We start from the raw sequence: 15,120 nt of genomic DNA, 5'->3' as shown, positions 1-15,120 counted from the left end.
GTTCCAATGATATGGCAGATCTAAACGTGGGCATTGCCTTCACGGCGGGACTCGTTTCCTTCATCTCGCCTTGCTGCCTGCCCTTGTATCCGGCTTACTTGTCTTACATAACGGGCGTCTCCGTCAATCAGATCAAGACGGATACGAGCCGCAGCATGCGCGTCAAAACAATGAGCCATACTTTCTTCTTCATTCTCGGCTTTTCCTCCGTTTTCTTTGCTTTGGCTTACGGGACGAACGTCTTCACCGACGTTTTCCGGGATTACCAGGATACGATTCGTAAAATATCGGCCATTTTTATCGTGTTGATGGGCTTGTTCCTGATGGGCGTCTTCCAGCCGCAGCTATTGATGAAGGAGCGCAAGCTTAACATGAAGTGGAAGCCCGGAGGGTACCTGGGCTCCTTCATCTTCGGAATCGGCTTTTCCGCAGGCTGGTCTCCTTGCGTAGGTCCGATTCTCGGCTCGATCTTGCTTCTGTCGGCAAGCAACCCCGGCACATGGGCGGGGTTGACGACGGCCTATTCGCTGGGGTTTGCGGTTCCGTTTTTCGTGCTGGCCTTTTTCCTCGGCACCGCGAGATGGATTCTGAAGTATTCCAATGCGCTCATGAAGATCGGCGGCGCGTTGATGATTGTCATGGGCTTGCTTCTGTTCACCGACAAGATGACGCAGATTACGATCTGGCTGCAAAGCGTTACTCCGAAGTGGCTGTTCGATATTATGTGAAATATTCCAGCCGGGCTGCCGGAAAATGCTCGAAGATGCGCTCCGTGATATACTCGCGGAGCGCTTCCGCTTGTTCGTCGGGATAGACATACTTGTGCTGGCCCCAGCGGCCCCATTTTTTCTTTCGTTTGGCTTCGTCCATCTCCAGCTTGGATTTGGGATACCTTTTCTCGATGACGGCCTTGGCCGTTTTCGTGTAACGATGCTGGATAAGCTCGAAGGTCAAATCCCGCGTGGCCTCCTCGGGAAGCGCGTTCGCGAGCCTGGCGAGAAGCTCGGCATATCCATCCTGCCAGCCGTCGTACCAAATAATCGGTGCGATGATGAAGCCGAGAGGGTAACCTGCGCGACCGATTTTACCGGCGGCTTCGATGCGTTCGTGGAAGCGGGAGGTTGCGGGCTCGAAGCTGCGAATGACGTAATCCGCGTTAACGCTGAATCTAATTCGCGTATGACCGTTATGACGAAGCGGCAGCAACGAATCGACATGATGATATTTGGTGACGAATCGCAATCGGCCCAGCGGCTGGTCGGCCATGAACCAGATCGCCTCCGCCAGAGAGCCCGTCAGATGCTCCAGGCCGATCGGGTCGGAGGTGCAGGCGGCTTCGAACCGGGTGATCTCGGGAGCGCGTTCTTCAATATACTTGCGCGTCGCTTCCCAGATATCGTCGGTATTCACATAGACCCGGATGTACGGCTTGGCTCCCAGCGTCGTCTGCAGGTAGCAATAATGGCAATGGCCCATGCACCCGGTAGCCAAAGGCAGCGCATACTCCGCCGAAGGCTTGGACGTATCGAACTTGAGCGTCTTGCGAATGCCGACGACCAGGGTGCGCTTGGCGACTTTGTATTGCTCCAGCTCCGTCTCTCCGGGCAGATTCGTAATCCGGTTATGGGAAGTGGTCATTTGATAGGGCAGGCCGCGCTCCTTGACCCAGGATAGAATACGTTGACCCTTCGGATAATCGAGGGCGGCAGGCTCGAAGTAGACGAGCTCGGGAATGAATAGGCCGGTTTCTTTTGCTTGGCGCGCCGGGGAATCCGTTGCTTTGACGCTCATTCGGGTCGACCTCCTTGTGTCGATTGGAATGCAGACAGGGCTGCAAGGGTAGTATGCGAAACACGGACGGCTGCGATTCTTTTCGACAGTCGGACTTGCCCGGTCCCCTTGCGACAGTGTATGATATGGAAGGAAAGGGGGATTAGCGTTGCCTACCCCAAGCATGGAGGATTATTTGGAACGGATTTACCGCTTGATCGACGAGAAAGGTTACGCCCGCGTCTCGGATATCGCCGAGGGCCTGGAGGTGCATCCTTCATCCGTCACGAAGATGATCCAGAAGCTCGACAAGGACAATTACCTGATTTACGAGAAGTACCGCGGTCTCGTCCTGACGAATAAGGGCAAGAAGATCGGCAAGCGGCTGGTCGATCGCCATCATCTTCTGGAAACTTTCCTAACCGTGATCGGGGTTCAAGAAGACAAAATTTACGGCGACGTTGAAGGAATCGAGCATCATCTGAGCTGGGATTCCATCACCTGCATCGAATCGTTGGTCGAATATTTCAATCGCGATCCTGCACGAATACAGGAGCTCGGCAGAATCCGATCCGAGATGGACACCGACTGAATTGCATATGAAGAAGCCGCCCTTCCGCAGCATACATGCGGGGAGGGCGGCTTTTTCATTAGATCGGCAAGTACGGCATGAAAGCGTCGATTGCGAAAAACCGCCTGAGACAAGAGCTTATGCTCCTGGCTTCAGGCGGTTCTCGTCAGTGATAACGCGGCGGTTCGTCATCCTTGCTCTTGCGGCCTTCAATGACCGTGAAGGGGGAAGAGCGGCGGCGTTCCGATTTGGCGCTGGCCCGGCGAAAGTCGGGCCGAGGGCCTTTGCTTGAAGAGGCTTTGCGTTTCTGCGGATTTTTCCACCGATCAGGAGGAAATTTGTAAAGCAGAAACACGATTGCGACCAGCACCAGCGGAATAAGCCAGGAATCGACGGAGCCCTGGAATAAACGCGTGGCCACTCCGATCGCCATGAATACAAGCACAACGGCGAACCAAGGCTGGATTCGTCTTCTCATGCGCATCCTCCTTCGATATGAAACGAATAACTCCGCGGCTTGCGTAAGGACAACGTTAAGCCTGCTTGGCCAGGGTGACGCGCGGCGCGGCGATCTCGCTGTCCAGCTCTCTCATCCGGTTGAACGAGGCGATGGAGACGGCCACCTGATCGTCGTTCGGCTCCTTGGTCGTCAACAGCTGCAGCCAAAGACCGGGGGCTCCCAGCCATTTCAGCACCGGCACATCGCGAAGCGCGTTCGTCCATCTGAGCACCTCATACGAGACGCCGAGCACAACCGGCAACAAAATAATGCGCTGAATGATCCTTTCGGCCATCGAATCCCAAGAGAAGAAGGAATAGACGATGACCCCGACGATAACGGTAAAAATAATAAAGCTGCTTCCGCAACGATAATGAAGTCTGCTGAACTTCTGCACGGCATCGACCGTCAGCTCGGAACCGGCCTCGTAGGCGCTGATCACCTTGTGCTCGGCTCCATGATATTGAAACAGCCTCTTGATGAGAGGAGTCTGGGAAATGAACCAGAGGTAGACGAGCAGCAGGACGATTTTGATACCGCCCTCCAGCAGGTTGTGCATTATTTTATTCTCGAAGGCTTGACTAAAGATCAGATCTTCTACGAAAGCGGGCACCAGAGTGAAAATTAATTTGCCTACAACGAAGGATAGGATGCCCACAACGGCTACGCCTAAAATCATGGTCAGATTCCAGCGCTCCTTCTCCTTGGGCTTCGCGGCCTCCTCCGGGCCGGCCTCGTCCTCGGCGTAAGCTTCTGCGGAATAGGTCAAGTGCTGCGAGCCTTTGGCGGCGGATTCGACAATTCCGATAATGCCCCGAACGAAAGGGATTTTCTTAATGGCATTCAGCACGGGCGTCGGCTTCTTCGGCACCTCGAGGAATGTAATCTGGCGATCCTTGCGCCGCACGGCCGTGACGTGAACGTGCTTCCCGGCGAACATGACTCCTTCTATTACAGCCTGTCCGCCGTAGACGGATGGGGATGGATTGGACATAACGGGTCACCTGCTTTGCTCATAACTCTGGGTGTGCGCTAGCTACGCCCAAGTAGTTCTATTTTACAGGAAATAGCACTAGAAAGCCACTGGCAATGGAACGGCCTTGGACTAGTTTGCCGCGAGCGCGGAAATACTACACGGGATTCAGAAGAGCAGGAAATGGAGGGATAACATGACGACCGAGAATACAGGTAACGCCGCCGCCCGCCATTCTCATTCCGCCGCCTCGGAGCAGAGGGGCAGCGCACATGCGAACGAGCCGGCTCCGACGCGTCCGGTGCCGTTCAGCATCAAGATCGGCTTCTTCGCCGGTCTGATCTGGGGACTGGCCAGATGGCTGGCTGCGGGTCTTCATCTGACCAACGTATCCCAGGCGTTTCTTCTCGACCCGTTCGTTCCGCGCAAACTGCTTGGCGGGCTCTACTGGCAGGCGGCCGGACTGGTCGCTTTTATTGTCATGTCCATGCTGGCGGCGCTGATCTATCTTGGAATTCTACGCCGGCTGCGCGGCCCTTGGCCGGGGCTCTGGTTCGGGGCTGGCTGGTGGGGGCTTCTATACGCTTGGGCGGGTCCTTATATAGGCGCTTTGCCGCCGCTTAAACGAATCGGAGGGAATAGCATGGCTACGGATTTATGCCTGTTTCTCATGTGGGGGCTGTTCATCGGCTACAGTATTGCGTTCGAGCTTCACGACGAAGCCAATCGGGAGCCGACGAAGCCGTCGGGAACCGGCTCTCCTCAGCCAGCGGTATAGCCGCCTGCCGCCGCGATCGCGCATGGGGCTCGTTATTCCAAGTTGGCAAAGGAGCATTTTCTTGGACGCTCCGTTATGTTACAATGGCTGATGAACTTGGCTCGGCCAGCCCTGCGGCCGATGCCGATCGGAATGCGGGAGGCGAAGCTTGATGACAAGCATCTTGGTACTGAACGGGCCTAACCTGAACATGCTCGGCATTCGCGAGCCCGGCGTGTATGGAGCCGTAACGCTGGCTCAGATCGAAGAAAGGCTGAGAGAGCTTGCCGGTACGCTGGATGCGGAGTTGACCTTCTTCCAATCCAACCATGAAGGCGCGCTCCTGGATGTCATCCATGCCGCCTACGGGAAGCATGACGGCATACTGATCAACCCGGGCGCGCTGACGCACACCAGCTATGCGCTTCGCGACGGGCTCTCCGCTGTCGGTCTTCCCGTCGTGGAGGTGCACCTGTCGAATATTCACAAGCGCGAAGCCTTTCGCCACGTATCCGTGACGGCGGCTGTCGCGCTCGGTCAGATCGCGGGCTTCGGACCGGTGAGCTATGAGCTTGGATTGCAGGCGCTCTGCCGGCATATCGGACAATTGCAAGACTAGAACAACAACAGCGGAAACTATAGGCCGTTTCAAGCAAGAGAGGAGAAGATCAGATGCCCAATGAGCGGGTTCAGCGTCTGAGAGCCGCACTCGCCAAGACGGAAGCTGCGGCGATACTTATTACTCAGGCGCACAATCGGCGTTATCTGACAGGCTTTACCGGTAGCTCCGGGGTCGCGTTAATCTCATCCGATCAAGCCGTCTTCATTACGGATTTTCGTTATACCGAGCAAGCGTCCGCGCAGGTGCAAGGCTTCCGGATCGTCAAGCACGGAGCGGATATCCACGCAACCGTGTCCGAGCTGCTCCGGGAATGGGACGTGAAGACGTTGCTGTTCGAGGAGCAGGATGTCGCTTATGGAACGTACCTGAAAATGGAGCGGACGTTTCAACCGACACGGCTTCTGCCGGCGGAAGGAATCGTCGACAAGCTGAGGGGGATCAAGGACGAGGGAGAGCTCGCGATCCTGCAGGAGGCGGCCGATCTGGCCGATCGCGCTTTCGACCACATTCTGGGCTATATCAAGCCGGGAATCCGCGAAAGCGCGGTTGCGCTTGAGCTGGAAGTGTTCTTGCGGGCCAACGGCGCAGCAAGCTCCTCGTTCGATACGATCGTCGCGTCCGGTGAACGTTCGGCCCTGCCCCACGGCGTGGCGAGCGAGCGCGTAATCGGAAGGAACGAATTCGTGACGCTTGATTTCGGCGCTTATTACAAGGGCTATTGCTCCGACATTACGCGTACGTTGGTTGTCGGCAAGGCGGACGACAAGCACAAGGAAATCTACGAAATCGTGCGGGAAGCCCAGCAGTATGCCTTGGATCATCTTCGTCCGGGAATGACCGGCAAGGAAGGCGATGCCTTGACGAGAGATATCATCGCAAGGTATGGTTATGGAGAATATTTCGGCCATGGGACGGGCCACGGAATCGGATTGGAGATTCATGAATCGCCGCGACTTTCGCCGGTCGGCGATTACGTGCTGGAACCCGGCATGGTCGTAACGGTCGAGCCCGGCATCTATCTCCCCGGCTTCGGCGGTGTCCGGATCGAGGACGACGTTGTCGTGACCGACGAGGGCATCCGGGTAATCACGCACTCGCCCAAGCAGTTAATCGAATTGGACTAATCAGGAGCAGTGTCTCTACAGGAGGAGTATTTAAGTGATTTCTGTTAACGAATTCAAGACAGGCTTGACGATCGAAGTGGACGGCGGATTGTATTCCGTATTGGACTTCCAGCATGTTAAACCGGGCAAAGGCGCAGCCTTCGTGCGCTCCAAGCTCAAAAACCTGCGCAACGGCAACGTAGTCGAGAAAACGTTCCGCGCAGGCGAGAACGTCGTCCGCGCTCACGTAGAAAACCGCGGCGTGCAGTACTTGTACAATTCGGGCAACGAATACACGTTCATGGACAACGAAACGTTCGATCAATTCGAGCTGACCAAGGATCAATTGGAGTGGGAGCTCAACTTCCTCATCGAGAACATGACCGTGAACATCTCCAGCTACCAGGGCGAAATGATCGGCATCACGATTCCGAACAGCGTCGATCTGAAGGTCGTAGAAACCGAGCCCGGCATCAAGGGCAACACCGCGACTGGCGCAACGAAAAGCGCGAAGCTCGAAACGGGCTTCAACGTGCAGGTGCCGCTGTTCATCAACGAAGGCGATGTGCTCACGATCGATACGAGAGAAGGCAAATACGTCTCGCGCGCTTAATGTCTTTTCGAATCTCCGGGCTCCGCAAAAAAAACTTGCGGACTCGGGGATTTTTTATATTTTTGGGCCAATAGACTTATGCTATAATATAATGCTGTATGCAGTTATTTGTTTATGGCTAGGAAAGTATGACTGGGGGAGTGACTACCGGTGTCATTGATAGTAATGAAATTCGGCGGAAGTTCCGTCGGGTCGACGGAACGAATGAGTCGGGTGGCGCAGCGGATTATCGACAAGAAGCTGCAAGGCGACCGGGTCGTCGTCGTCGTGTCGGCGATGGGAGATACAACGGACGATCTGATTGACAAAGCGAACGAAATCAACGACAATCCGCCTGCGCGCGAGATGGATATGCTTCTGACGACGGGCGAGCAGATTTCCGTGGCTTTGCTGTCCATGGCCATTCACAAGCTGGGACATGAAGCGAAATCTTACACAGGGTGGCAGGCCGGCATCGTTACGGAATCCGTGCACGCCAAGGCCAGAATTACCGATATCTCTCCGGATCGAATCTTCGCTGCGCTCGACGAGGGCAATATCGTCATCGTTGCGGGCTTCCAGGGAATGACCGACAACGGCGAAATCACGACGCTTGGACGCGGCGGATCGGATACGACGGCGGTTGCGCTGGCTGCGGCGATCCATGCGGATGTGTGCGAAATTTATACCGACGTAGACGGAATCTACTCCACAGACCCCCGCGTCGTTAAATGCGCGAGGAAGCTTAACGAAATTTCATACGACGAGATGCTTGAGCTGGCTCATCTGGGAGCGGCCGTGCTTCATCCAAGAGCTGTTGAATACGCGAAGCACTACAAGGTGAATTTGGTCGTACGGTCGAGCTTTAACAATAATGAAGGCACGTTGGTAAGGGAGGATGCGCAAATGGAGCAAGGAATGGTCGTAAGAGGGATTGCATCGGACAAAAACGTAGCCCGCATCAGCGTGTTGGGCGTTGCGGACGTACCGGGCGTATTGGCAAAAATGTTTGGAGCGCTTGCGGACAACGGCATCGACGTCGACATTATCGTTCAGAGCGGCGTGCAGGACGGCAAGGCCGATTTCTCGTTCACGGTATCGCTCAACGACCGTCAACGCGCGCTGGATGTGCTGTCCGGCATTCGCAGCGAGGTGCCTTATCACGATACAACCTATGAGGAAGGCCTGGTCAAGGTTTCCATCGTGGGAGCCGGCATGGTGTCGAACCCCGGCGTCGCGGCAAAAATGTTCCAAGCGATCTCGGAGGTTGGCGTGAGCATCAAGATGGTCAGCACTTCGGAAATCAAAGTTTCGTGCGTGATCGCCGCCGGGCCGGTGCAGGAGGTCATTCAGGCGCTTCATACCGCCTATGGCCTGGACACGGCGGATACGGCCTTCGTCGGCGGACCTTCCGAACGCCGCTAGGAGTGCAGATTCGACCGTCCGCGAAGGAAGCTTCGCCGGATGGCTGTGAGCAAGATCAGGTCGGCCAGAGACTTCCGGCCGGCTTATTTTTATTGAGGCCATAGAGGCCATACCTTTGGCAGAACTATGCGATCTTCTGTCCAAGCCGTCGATGACGTTGTCGCCTGCATTAGCGAAGTTTTCGGCAGCTTGGGGGTTCACTAATTGTAAAAGGTACATCTAATTCAATAGCGTCAGGGCGGGGAGGACATGTTAGTTGTATTTTCTACAACAAATTCAGTGCGAATTGTGCGGAAGCGGGCGAATACGCCGGATTTAATTGTAAAAATGTAACTAATCTAGTAAGATGCCGGGCAACCTGCGATTAATTGCAGGTTATACAACTAATCCGGAACTATAAATAGCGCGCCAAGCGGGATCCTGGGAGTCATTCAACCCTCCTGCGGCTCCTCCTTCTATTTGCCGATAAATAGCTGGACGATCTTGATCAGAATGGCGGTCAGTCCGGCGGCCATCAACGGGCCGACAGGAATTCCGCGCAGCAAGACGACGCCGGCAATCGAGCCGATCACAATCCCGACGATAAGCTGGGGGTCCATCTTGAGCGTCTCCAGCCCTTTGCTGTTCAGATAAGCGCCGATTGCGCCGCCGATCAAGGCGATCCAGCCGACCCAGCCGGAGAAGGCTTCTATAATGTCCTTGGGCTGGATTCGTCCCGAGGCGAATGGCACGAGAATAGCCAGCGTCAGAAATAACAGCCCCAATTCAATGCCCCTTCGCTCGATGGAGGGCAGGTAGCGGTCGAGATGCGTGAGCTTGACAATCAGCAAAATGCAGGCTGCAGTTGTGATGATGGAAGATCTTCCGACTAGTCCAATGACAATCAGCGTGACCAACACCAGTTCCCCATAGATCAAAAGACGTCACACTCCCGATAAGGCCGTGCTATAGAAATAGAATATGGAACAAGCCTCGCGTTTTAGAACGCGAGGCTTGTTGGCATGGGGAAAGGAGAGGGAGGGACTCCAAACGGCCCGGTTAGATCATGTAATCGATATGAGGCACCCGCTGCAGGCTGAACGTGTCCGAGCGCAAGCCGCGGCGCATGCTCTCCAGCGCTATGACATCTTGCATCGGGATGTTGCCGAGATGAACGTCGGGGCCAAGAGCCCGAATCAGCGCAACCTGCTGATCCTTGAGCGGCGCCTCCCACAGCAGTCGTCCCAAATTCGGAACGGCGCTCCGAATCCGGGCCAGATCCTCGTCGCGGCAATCGCCGCGTTCGTCGAACAGGCCGATGCCCTTGCCGGACTCCCTGGCCTCGACGATGACGAGATCGGCGCCGCAAGCAAGATCCTGCTGCACGGTTGCGGCAAAATCGTCAATGTCGATGCGAGAGCCGAACAGCTTTTTCCCGTATTCCGTAAACACCTGCAGCCCCAAGCTTTTCGCCTCGCCGATCAATTCGCTCCTAAGATTCCGATCCAATTGAATCGTACCGTCCGACACTTCGATGCCGGTGAAGCCCAGCTCAAGCGCCTGACGGAAAAACCCGGGCACGACGTCCAGTCGGACGGCGGCTTCCAGCAGCGTGCCGCCGGGAACAATCGTAATCCCCCGCCTGACGGCCCGATCGATTTTGCCGCGGATGACCGGCAGCGGATAGAGAGGAGAGGTGCCGAAGCCGAGCTTGACGATATCGATGTATTCCCCCGACAAATCCAGTAAGTCCTCGAATGCATGCAGGCCGACGCCCTTGTCTAAGATCATCGTTCTGCCTTTGGTTCGCGGCTTGGCTTGCCTCCGTCCGCTCGGATCGGCCAGCGCTTCCGGCCATTCGTTACGCAAAGATACTGTTGGCATATTCAACTCTCCTCGATTGTTTTCAAGGTGGAACTCACGAATTCAATATATGCATTCGCCCAGCTTATTGTGAGCGACGGTTCGCCCGTGAAGCTTGAATAAAGCGTCGCCGCATGAAGGAGACAAGTTATCGCCGAAAGCCGCATAAAGATAAAAAGGAACGGTTATTACGCTATGAGGGAGGTTGCGTACACGATGGATAAAGCCGCTTTCAGCATGGCGATGCTCAGGATGATGTCGGGAAGTATCGAGCTAACCGCGGCAATCGTAATGCTCCGGCTAAACGACGTTCAGAAGGCGTTGGCCGTCAATTCGATGCTAGCCTTGGTGGGACCGCTCATACTTATCGCGACGACGACGGTCGGCTTGGTCGGCATGGCGGACAAGCTTTCGCCTTCCAAGTTCATCTGGATTCTCGCCGGCGTCGGCTGCCTGCTGATCGGGATTCTACGTAAATAGCCGGTAGGCCAAGCAGGCATAAATACGCTGTCCAAGCATACATATGAGAAAGCAATCATCATCTTCCGGCGGAAAGGGGGAGCTCAGTTGCCGCAACCTGTCTTGGAGCTGTTTCCGACCTCCTTGCGTCTTGTGCTCGAACGGATGCCTCCTGTCGCAAAGGACAATTTGGAAGAAATCCGCATCCGCGAAAACCGTCCGCTGGAGATCGGCTACGGCAGCCGTTACTCGTTTCTTCGGGAGGACGGATCGTTAACGGAGCAATTCCGGGAGGCTTACGTTCCGACGAAGGAGCATTGCCGAGCGCTCCTAGAGAGAATTACCAATCACTCCATCTATGCGATGGAGGAAGAGCTTCGCAGAGGTTATGTTACGGTATCAGGGGGTCATCGAATCGGACTGGTGGGCAGAGCCGTGCTGGACAGAGGCGCTGTGTCGCACTTGCGGGATATTGCCGGCTTTAACGTAAGAATCGCGAGGGAACGCCCCGGCTTCGGCGCTCAGGTGCTGCCGGGTTTGCTGGATTATCAGGCCAGGACCCTCCGTCATACCTTGGTCGTCTCCGCGCCGCAGCAAGGCAAGACGACGCTGATTCGCGATCTTGCGCGATGCATCAGTACAGGGCAATGGCATCATTCGGCCGCAAGGGGCTGGGGCAGCCGCAAGGTCGGAATTATCGACGAGCGGTCGGAAATCGCCGCCTGCCAGAACGGCGTGCCGAGCTTCGATCTGGGCCCTCGCTGCGATGTGCTGGATGCATGTCCGAAGGCGGAAGGCATGATGATGATGCTCAGGTCGATGTCTCCCGAAGTGCTTGTAGTCGACGAGATCGGCCGGCCGGAGGATGCCGAAGCGATTCGAGAGGCCATTCATGCCGGCGTCCGCGTGCTTGCCACTGCGCATGCGTCGGATCTGGCGGATGTGCTGGCGAGGCCGGTATTGGCCCGGTTGGCCGCAGAAGGCGTATTCAGCGCTTATGTGTTTCTGTCTAAGCGAGAGGAGCGCGTAGAGCATCGTATCGTGTCAGGGAAAGAAGCCGGGCAGGCTCTGTCGCCGTATGCGGCCAGAGCTTTCGGCGCCCTGCCGAGAGACGCGCCCGGCGAAGAGGCGTCTCTCACGGGAGCGAGCGTCCGGCCGGACGCTTGCGAGCCGGCGAGAAGCAAATCCAGGCCGATGCCGGTCATTCGCTCGCCTAACGGGGCTTGCGGCGAAGGAGGCGGAGGAGGATGAAGTTCATCGGGGTGCTTCTTGTATTGTTCGCTGGAACAATGCTCGGTCTTGTTCAATCCGCTCGTTACGCCGCAAGGCCCAGGCAGATTCGCGAGCTGCTTCATGCGCTCCAGCGTCTGGAAACCGAGATCGGCTACGGACAGACCCCGCTGCCCGAAGCGCTTCGCCGACTGGCATCGATCGCTGCGCCTCCTCTGTCCCGGATGTTCGCGGACATCGCGGCTGCATTGGAGGGCGAATCGGCGGATTCCGGGGCCACGGTGCGCGAATGCTGGGAAAGGGCGATTCATTCGGGCTGGCCTTCGACGGCGATGAAGCTTCCCGAGAAAGAGGCCGCGCTAAGGCTGGGAGCTATCCTTGGAGGGAGCGGCAGGGAGGACCAGCTTAAGCATCTTCGGCTCGCCGCGCTCCAGCTTCAGGCGGAAGAGGCGGCGGCTCGCGAGGATCAACGCAAATACGAGAAGCTGAGCCGCAGCTTGGGGATGCTCGCAGCCGCGCTTATCGTCATTCTGATGATTTGACAGCGTGCGAACACGGCGGCGTGACGGGAGTTCGGCGAATCATTTAGGAGGCCATAGCGATGAACATCGACATCAGCACCATTTTCCAAATCGCCGGCATCGGCATCATCGTGGCGATGATTCATACGGTGTTGAAGCAGATGGGCAAGGAAGATATGGCGCATTGGGTGACGTTGATCGGGTTCGTTGTCGTGCTGTTCATGGTCGTTCGCATGCTGAATGACCTGTTCCAGGAGATCAAGACAATTTTCCTGTTCCAGTAAGGGCTCATTCATACGGAGCAAGCAGGTGAAGCGGGTGGATATTCTCCAGATAGTCGGAATCGGGTTCCTGGCAACCGTGCTGATCCTCGTCATTCGGGAGCAAAAGCCGATGTTCGCCTACTTGCTTGCCGCATTCGTCGGGGTAGCGATATTCCTCGCATTCGTCGGCAAGATCGATGACGTCGTTTCGGTGCTGGAGGAGCTGGCCGATCGCTCGGGCATCCCCTCGGTCTATCTGAAAACGATGCTGAAAATTATCGGAATTGCCTACATCGCGGAGTTCGGGGCGCAGATCGTGCGGGATGCGGGTCTGGAAAGCGTTGCGACGAAAATCGAGTTTGCCGGAAAAATGCTCATTCTCGTCATGGCGGTGCCTATCATCAGCGTCATCGTCGAAACGGTGCTGAATTTGCTGCCGGCCTGAGGATGCGGGATGAGGAGGCGGCTTATGACGGCGGGGAAAATACGGATGGGTGCGGAGGTTGGCGGGAGCTGGAAAAGCCGGTTCATCCTTCTGTTGCTCTTGCTGGCAGGAGTCGCGCTCGGAGGAGCCGCAACCGCCTTCGCAAGCCCGAGCTCTCCCGATTCAAGTCGCATATCGGACGACCTTGCGAAGCAGCAAAGCGAGGAAGTCGAGCTGGGACGGATCCAGCAGTACTGGAACGACCTAAAGGCGGAGTATGGCGGCTATTTCCCCGAGGGCAAGCTTCCGGAGCTTCGGCAGCTGATGTTCCCCGATGGAGAAGGCTGGAGCGCGCAGCAGGCGTTGGTTGGGCTTGCTAAGTTTTTCCTCCACGAGGTGCTGTATAGCGGCAAGCTGCTCGTGACGATCGTTCTGCTGACGGTTTTTACAATGCTGCTTGAAACGATGCAGAGCGCGTTTGAACGCAACGCCGTCAGCAAGGTGGCCTACGGCATCGCCTACATGGTGTTGATTATTCTGGCCGTCAACAGCTTTCGCGCGGCGACCTCTTACGCGGGAGAAGCCATCGCCGGCATGGTGCAGTTCATGATGGCGATGGTGCCTCTGCTGCTCACGCTCCTGGCGGGAACGGGGGGCGTAACCTCGGTTGCGGTGCTCCACCCCCTGATCGTGTTCATGATCCACACGGTGGGGACGATTGTCCATCTCGTGGTGTTCCCGCTGCTGTTCTTCTCGGCTGTGCTTCATCTGGTTAGCGCGATCACGGAACGCTACAAGGCGACGCAGCTCGCCAATCTGCTTCGCAACGTAGGCGTTGGCTTGCTCGGAGTGCTGCTGACGGTCTTTCTCGGCGTGCTGTCGGTGCAGGGCGCGACCGGGGCGGTGACGGACGGGGTGGCGTTAAGGACGGCCAAGTTCGTCACGGGAAATTTCGTGCCGGTGGTCGGCAAGATGTTCTCGGATGCTACGGACACCGTGATGTCGGCCAGCTTGCTTGTCAAAAATGCGGTCGGTCTCGCCGGAGTCATCGTTCTGCTGTTCCTGTGCGCCTTTCCGGCCCTGAAGATTTTGACGCTGGCGCTGATCTACAACGTGGCGGGCGCGGTCATGCAGCCCTTGGGCAACACGCCGATCGTGCATTGCCTGCAGACGATCGGCAAGACGCTGATCTATGTGTTCGCCGCGCTGGCTTCGGTCGGGCTGATGTTCTTCCTGGCCGTCACGATTATCCTGACCGCAGGCAATGCCGCCCTGATGATCCGCTGACGAGGAGGAGCTCGGGATGGGCTTAATGGACGGACTTTCGGGTTGGCTTCGCCAGGTCATCGCGGTTATCCTGCTGGCCGCGCTGATCGATTTGCTTCTGCCGAACCGGACGATGCAGCGCTACGTGCGATTGGTGGCCGGGCTGTTCATTCTCATGACCGTGGCGACCCCGATCATGAACTGGATCAAAGGCGATATCGGCGATCGATTGGCGGAAGGGCTGCAGTCGGTCGGGAAGACGCCGGGACGATCGGCAGACGAGCTGGCGCTCATAGAAGCCGAAGGCGAGAAGCTTCGCGACGGGCATCGTTTGCAGGCTGAACGGCTTGCGGCGGCGAGGCTCGAAGCGGAGATCAAGAACGAAGTGGAGCGATCGGAGCAGCGCTCCGTGCGCAAGGTGGTTGTAGGCCTGGAGCGGGATATGGACGGCGCGTTGACGGTTGCCGGCGTGACGGTTGAGCTTGAGCCGGCATCCGCTGCGGGAAAGCCGGAGGAGAGGCGATCCGGGCCCGAATCGCTTGCGGTGGAGGCCGTCGCGGATGTCGATATTCGCATCGAGGACGTTGGCTGGGAGAGCAAGCAGGCAGGAGATGCGCCTTCGGAGGCAGAAGCAGAGCAAGCCTTCTCGTCGAAGGAGGGCTCGGAGAAGCTGGAGCTTGACCGGGAGACGCGGTCGAGGATATCGGCTCTGATCGCTAGCCGCTTCGGACTTTCGGTTGGCGCTGTGGACGTGCGCCTGCCAGACGGGAGCGTATCTGGCGAAGAGCGCAAAAAATAAGGCG

19 protein-coding genes are annotated in these 15,120 nt (G+C 56.9%); 14 read left to right on the top strand and 5 right to left on the bottom strand.

The window, feature by feature from the left end; all coding sequences use genetic code 11:
• The first annotated feature begins 11 nt into the window (after window positions 1–11).
• On the top strand, window positions 12–728 hold the full coding sequence (locus tag ACFO1S_RS04325) for a cytochrome c biogenesis CcdA family protein (RefSeq protein ID WP_204604433.1): 717 nt from the start codon (window positions 12–14) through the stop codon (window positions 726–728).
• On the opposite strand, the gene splB is transcribed toward ACFO1S_RS04325, so the two are convergent.
• Entirely contained in the window at window positions 721–1,791 is a 1,071-nt protein-coding gene (gene splB / locus ACFO1S_RS04320) for a spore photoproduct lyase (RefSeq protein WP_204604432.1), read from the bottom strand. The genes ACFO1S_RS04325 and splB overlap by 8 nt on opposite strands.
• A 148-nt stretch (window positions 1,792–1,939) precedes the next feature.
• Between splB and mntR the strand changes: the two genes are divergently transcribed.
• On the top strand, window positions 1,940–2,362 hold the full coding sequence (gene mntR, locus ACFO1S_RS04315) for a transcriptional regulator MntR (RefSeq protein ID WP_204604431.1): 423 nt from the start codon (window positions 1,940–1,942) through the stop codon (window positions 2,360–2,362).
• Between the two features lie 145 nt (window positions 2,363–2,507).
• On the opposite strand, the gene ACFO1S_RS04310 is transcribed toward mntR, so the two are convergent.
• Together ACFO1S_RS04310 and ACFO1S_RS04305 are read right to left on the bottom strand one after the other, a co-directional pair.
• Window positions 2,508–2,819: a hypothetical protein gene (locus ACFO1S_RS04310; protein ID WP_204604430.1), complete on the bottom strand. Its 312-nt coding sequence runs from the start codon at window positions 2,817–2,819 to the stop codon at window positions 2,508–2,510.
• Between the two features lie 55 nt (window positions 2,820–2,874).
• The gene (locus tag ACFO1S_RS04305) at window positions 2,875–3,834 is read right to left on the bottom strand and encodes a DUF1385 domain-containing protein (RefSeq protein ID WP_204604429.1); all 960 of its coding nucleotides are present in this window, start codon (window positions 3,832–3,834) and stop codon (window positions 2,875–2,877) included.
• Between the two features lie 175 nt (window positions 3,835–4,009).
• On the opposite strand from ACFO1S_RS04305, the gene ACFO1S_RS04300 reads away from it, so the two are divergent.
• The 5 genes from ACFO1S_RS04300 to ACFO1S_RS04280 all read left to right on the top strand — a co-directional run bounded on the left by ACFO1S_RS04300 (window position 4,010) and on the right by ACFO1S_RS04280 (window position 8,312).
• Entirely contained in the window at window positions 4,010–4,591 is a 582-nt protein-coding gene (locus tag ACFO1S_RS04300) for a YqhR family membrane protein (RefSeq protein ID WP_204604428.1), read from the top strand.
• A 151-nt stretch (window positions 4,592–4,742) separates the two neighbouring features.
• Entirely contained in the window at window positions 4,743–5,189 is a 447-nt protein-coding gene (gene aroQ / locus ACFO1S_RS04295) for a type II 3-dehydroquinate dehydratase (protein WP_204604427.1), read from the top strand.
• A 53-nt stretch (window positions 5,190–5,242) separates the two neighbouring features.
• Window positions 5,243–6,316, top strand: coding sequence for an aminopeptidase P family protein (locus ACFO1S_RS04290; RefSeq protein ID WP_204604426.1), 1,074 nt, complete (start codon window positions 5,243–5,245; stop codon window positions 6,314–6,316).
• Between the two features lie 34 nt (window positions 6,317–6,350).
• Window positions 6,351–6,908 (top strand): elongation factor P, encoded by a 558-nt coding sequence (efp, locus tag ACFO1S_RS04285; RefSeq protein ID WP_204604425.1) that lies wholly within the window; start codon window positions 6,351–6,353, stop codon window positions 6,906–6,908.
• A gap of 150 nt (window positions 6,909–7,058) precedes the next feature.
• Window positions 7,059–8,312 (top strand): aspartate kinase, encoded by a 1,254-nt coding sequence (locus ACFO1S_RS04280; RefSeq protein WP_204604424.1) that lies wholly within the window; start codon window positions 7,059–7,061, stop codon window positions 8,310–8,312.
• Between the two features lie 455 nt (window positions 8,313–8,767).
• On the opposite strand, the gene ACFO1S_RS04275 is transcribed toward ACFO1S_RS04280, so the two are convergent.
• The gene (locus ACFO1S_RS04275) at window positions 8,768–9,226 is read right to left on the bottom strand and encodes a DUF441 domain-containing protein (RefSeq protein WP_204604488.1); all 459 of its coding nucleotides are present in this window, start codon (window positions 9,224–9,226) and stop codon (window positions 8,768–8,770) included.
• Window positions 9,227–9,350: 124 nt separating this feature from the next.
• A complete protein-coding gene (gene comA / locus ACFO1S_RS04270) occupies window positions 9,351–10,175 on the bottom strand; it encodes a phosphosulfolactate synthase (RefSeq protein ID WP_204604423.1) in 825 nt (274 codons plus the stop codon).
• A 195-nt stretch (window positions 10,176–10,370) separates the two neighbouring features.
• Between comA and ACFO1S_RS04265 the strand changes: the two genes are divergently transcribed.
• The 7 genes from ACFO1S_RS04265 (at window position 10,371) to ACFO1S_RS04235 (ending at window position 15,116) form a co-directional block, all read left to right on the top strand.
• Entirely contained in the window at window positions 10,371–10,634 is a 264-nt protein-coding gene (locus ACFO1S_RS04265; RefSeq protein WP_204604487.1) for a YqhV family protein, read from the top strand.
• 87 nt (window positions 10,635–10,721) lie between these two features.
• Window positions 10,722–11,864: a stage III sporulation protein AA gene (spoIIIAA, locus tag ACFO1S_RS04260; protein ID WP_378126322.1), complete on the top strand. Its 1,143-nt coding sequence runs from the start codon at window positions 10,722–10,724 to the stop codon at window positions 11,862–11,864.
• Window positions 11,861–12,385: a stage III sporulation protein SpoIIIAB gene (gene spoIIIAB, locus ACFO1S_RS04255; RefSeq protein ID WP_204604422.1), complete on the top strand. Its 525-nt coding sequence runs from the start codon at window positions 11,861–11,863 to the stop codon at window positions 12,383–12,385. Before spoIIIAA ends, spoIIIAB begins: the two co-directional genes overlap by 4 nt.
• A 59-nt stretch (window positions 12,386–12,444) precedes the next feature.
• Window positions 12,445–12,648 (top strand): stage III sporulation protein AC, encoded by a 204-nt coding sequence (gene spoIIIAC / locus ACFO1S_RS04250; protein ID WP_094050916.1) that lies wholly within the window; start codon window positions 12,445–12,447, stop codon window positions 12,646–12,648.
• 34 nt (window positions 12,649–12,682) lie between these two features.
• Entirely contained in the window at window positions 12,683–13,072 is a 390-nt protein-coding gene (spoIIIAD, locus tag ACFO1S_RS04245; RefSeq protein ID WP_204604485.1) for a stage III sporulation protein AD, read from the top strand.
• A gap of 24 nt (window positions 13,073–13,096) precedes the next feature.
• Window positions 13,097–14,338, top strand: coding sequence for a stage III sporulation protein AE (spoIIIAE, locus tag ACFO1S_RS04240; RefSeq protein WP_378126320.1), 1,242 nt, complete (start codon window positions 13,097–13,099; stop codon window positions 14,336–14,338).
• Between the two features lie 16 nt (window positions 14,339–14,354).
• Window positions 14,355–15,116 (top strand): stage III sporulation protein AF, encoded by a 762-nt coding sequence (locus ACFO1S_RS04235; RefSeq protein WP_204604421.1) that lies wholly within the window; start codon window positions 14,355–14,357, stop codon window positions 15,114–15,116.
• The last annotated feature ends 4 nt before the right edge of the window (window positions 15,117–15,120 follow it).

It is taken from the genome of Cohnella boryungensis, from assembly GCF_042651945.1.
Lineage (GTDB): Bacteria > Bacillota > Bacilli > Paenibacillales > Paenibacillaceae > Cohnella > Cohnella boryungensis.
The sequence above is the reverse complement of the archived record's forward strand: the minus strand, read 5'-3'. Positions and strand labels throughout refer to the sequence as shown.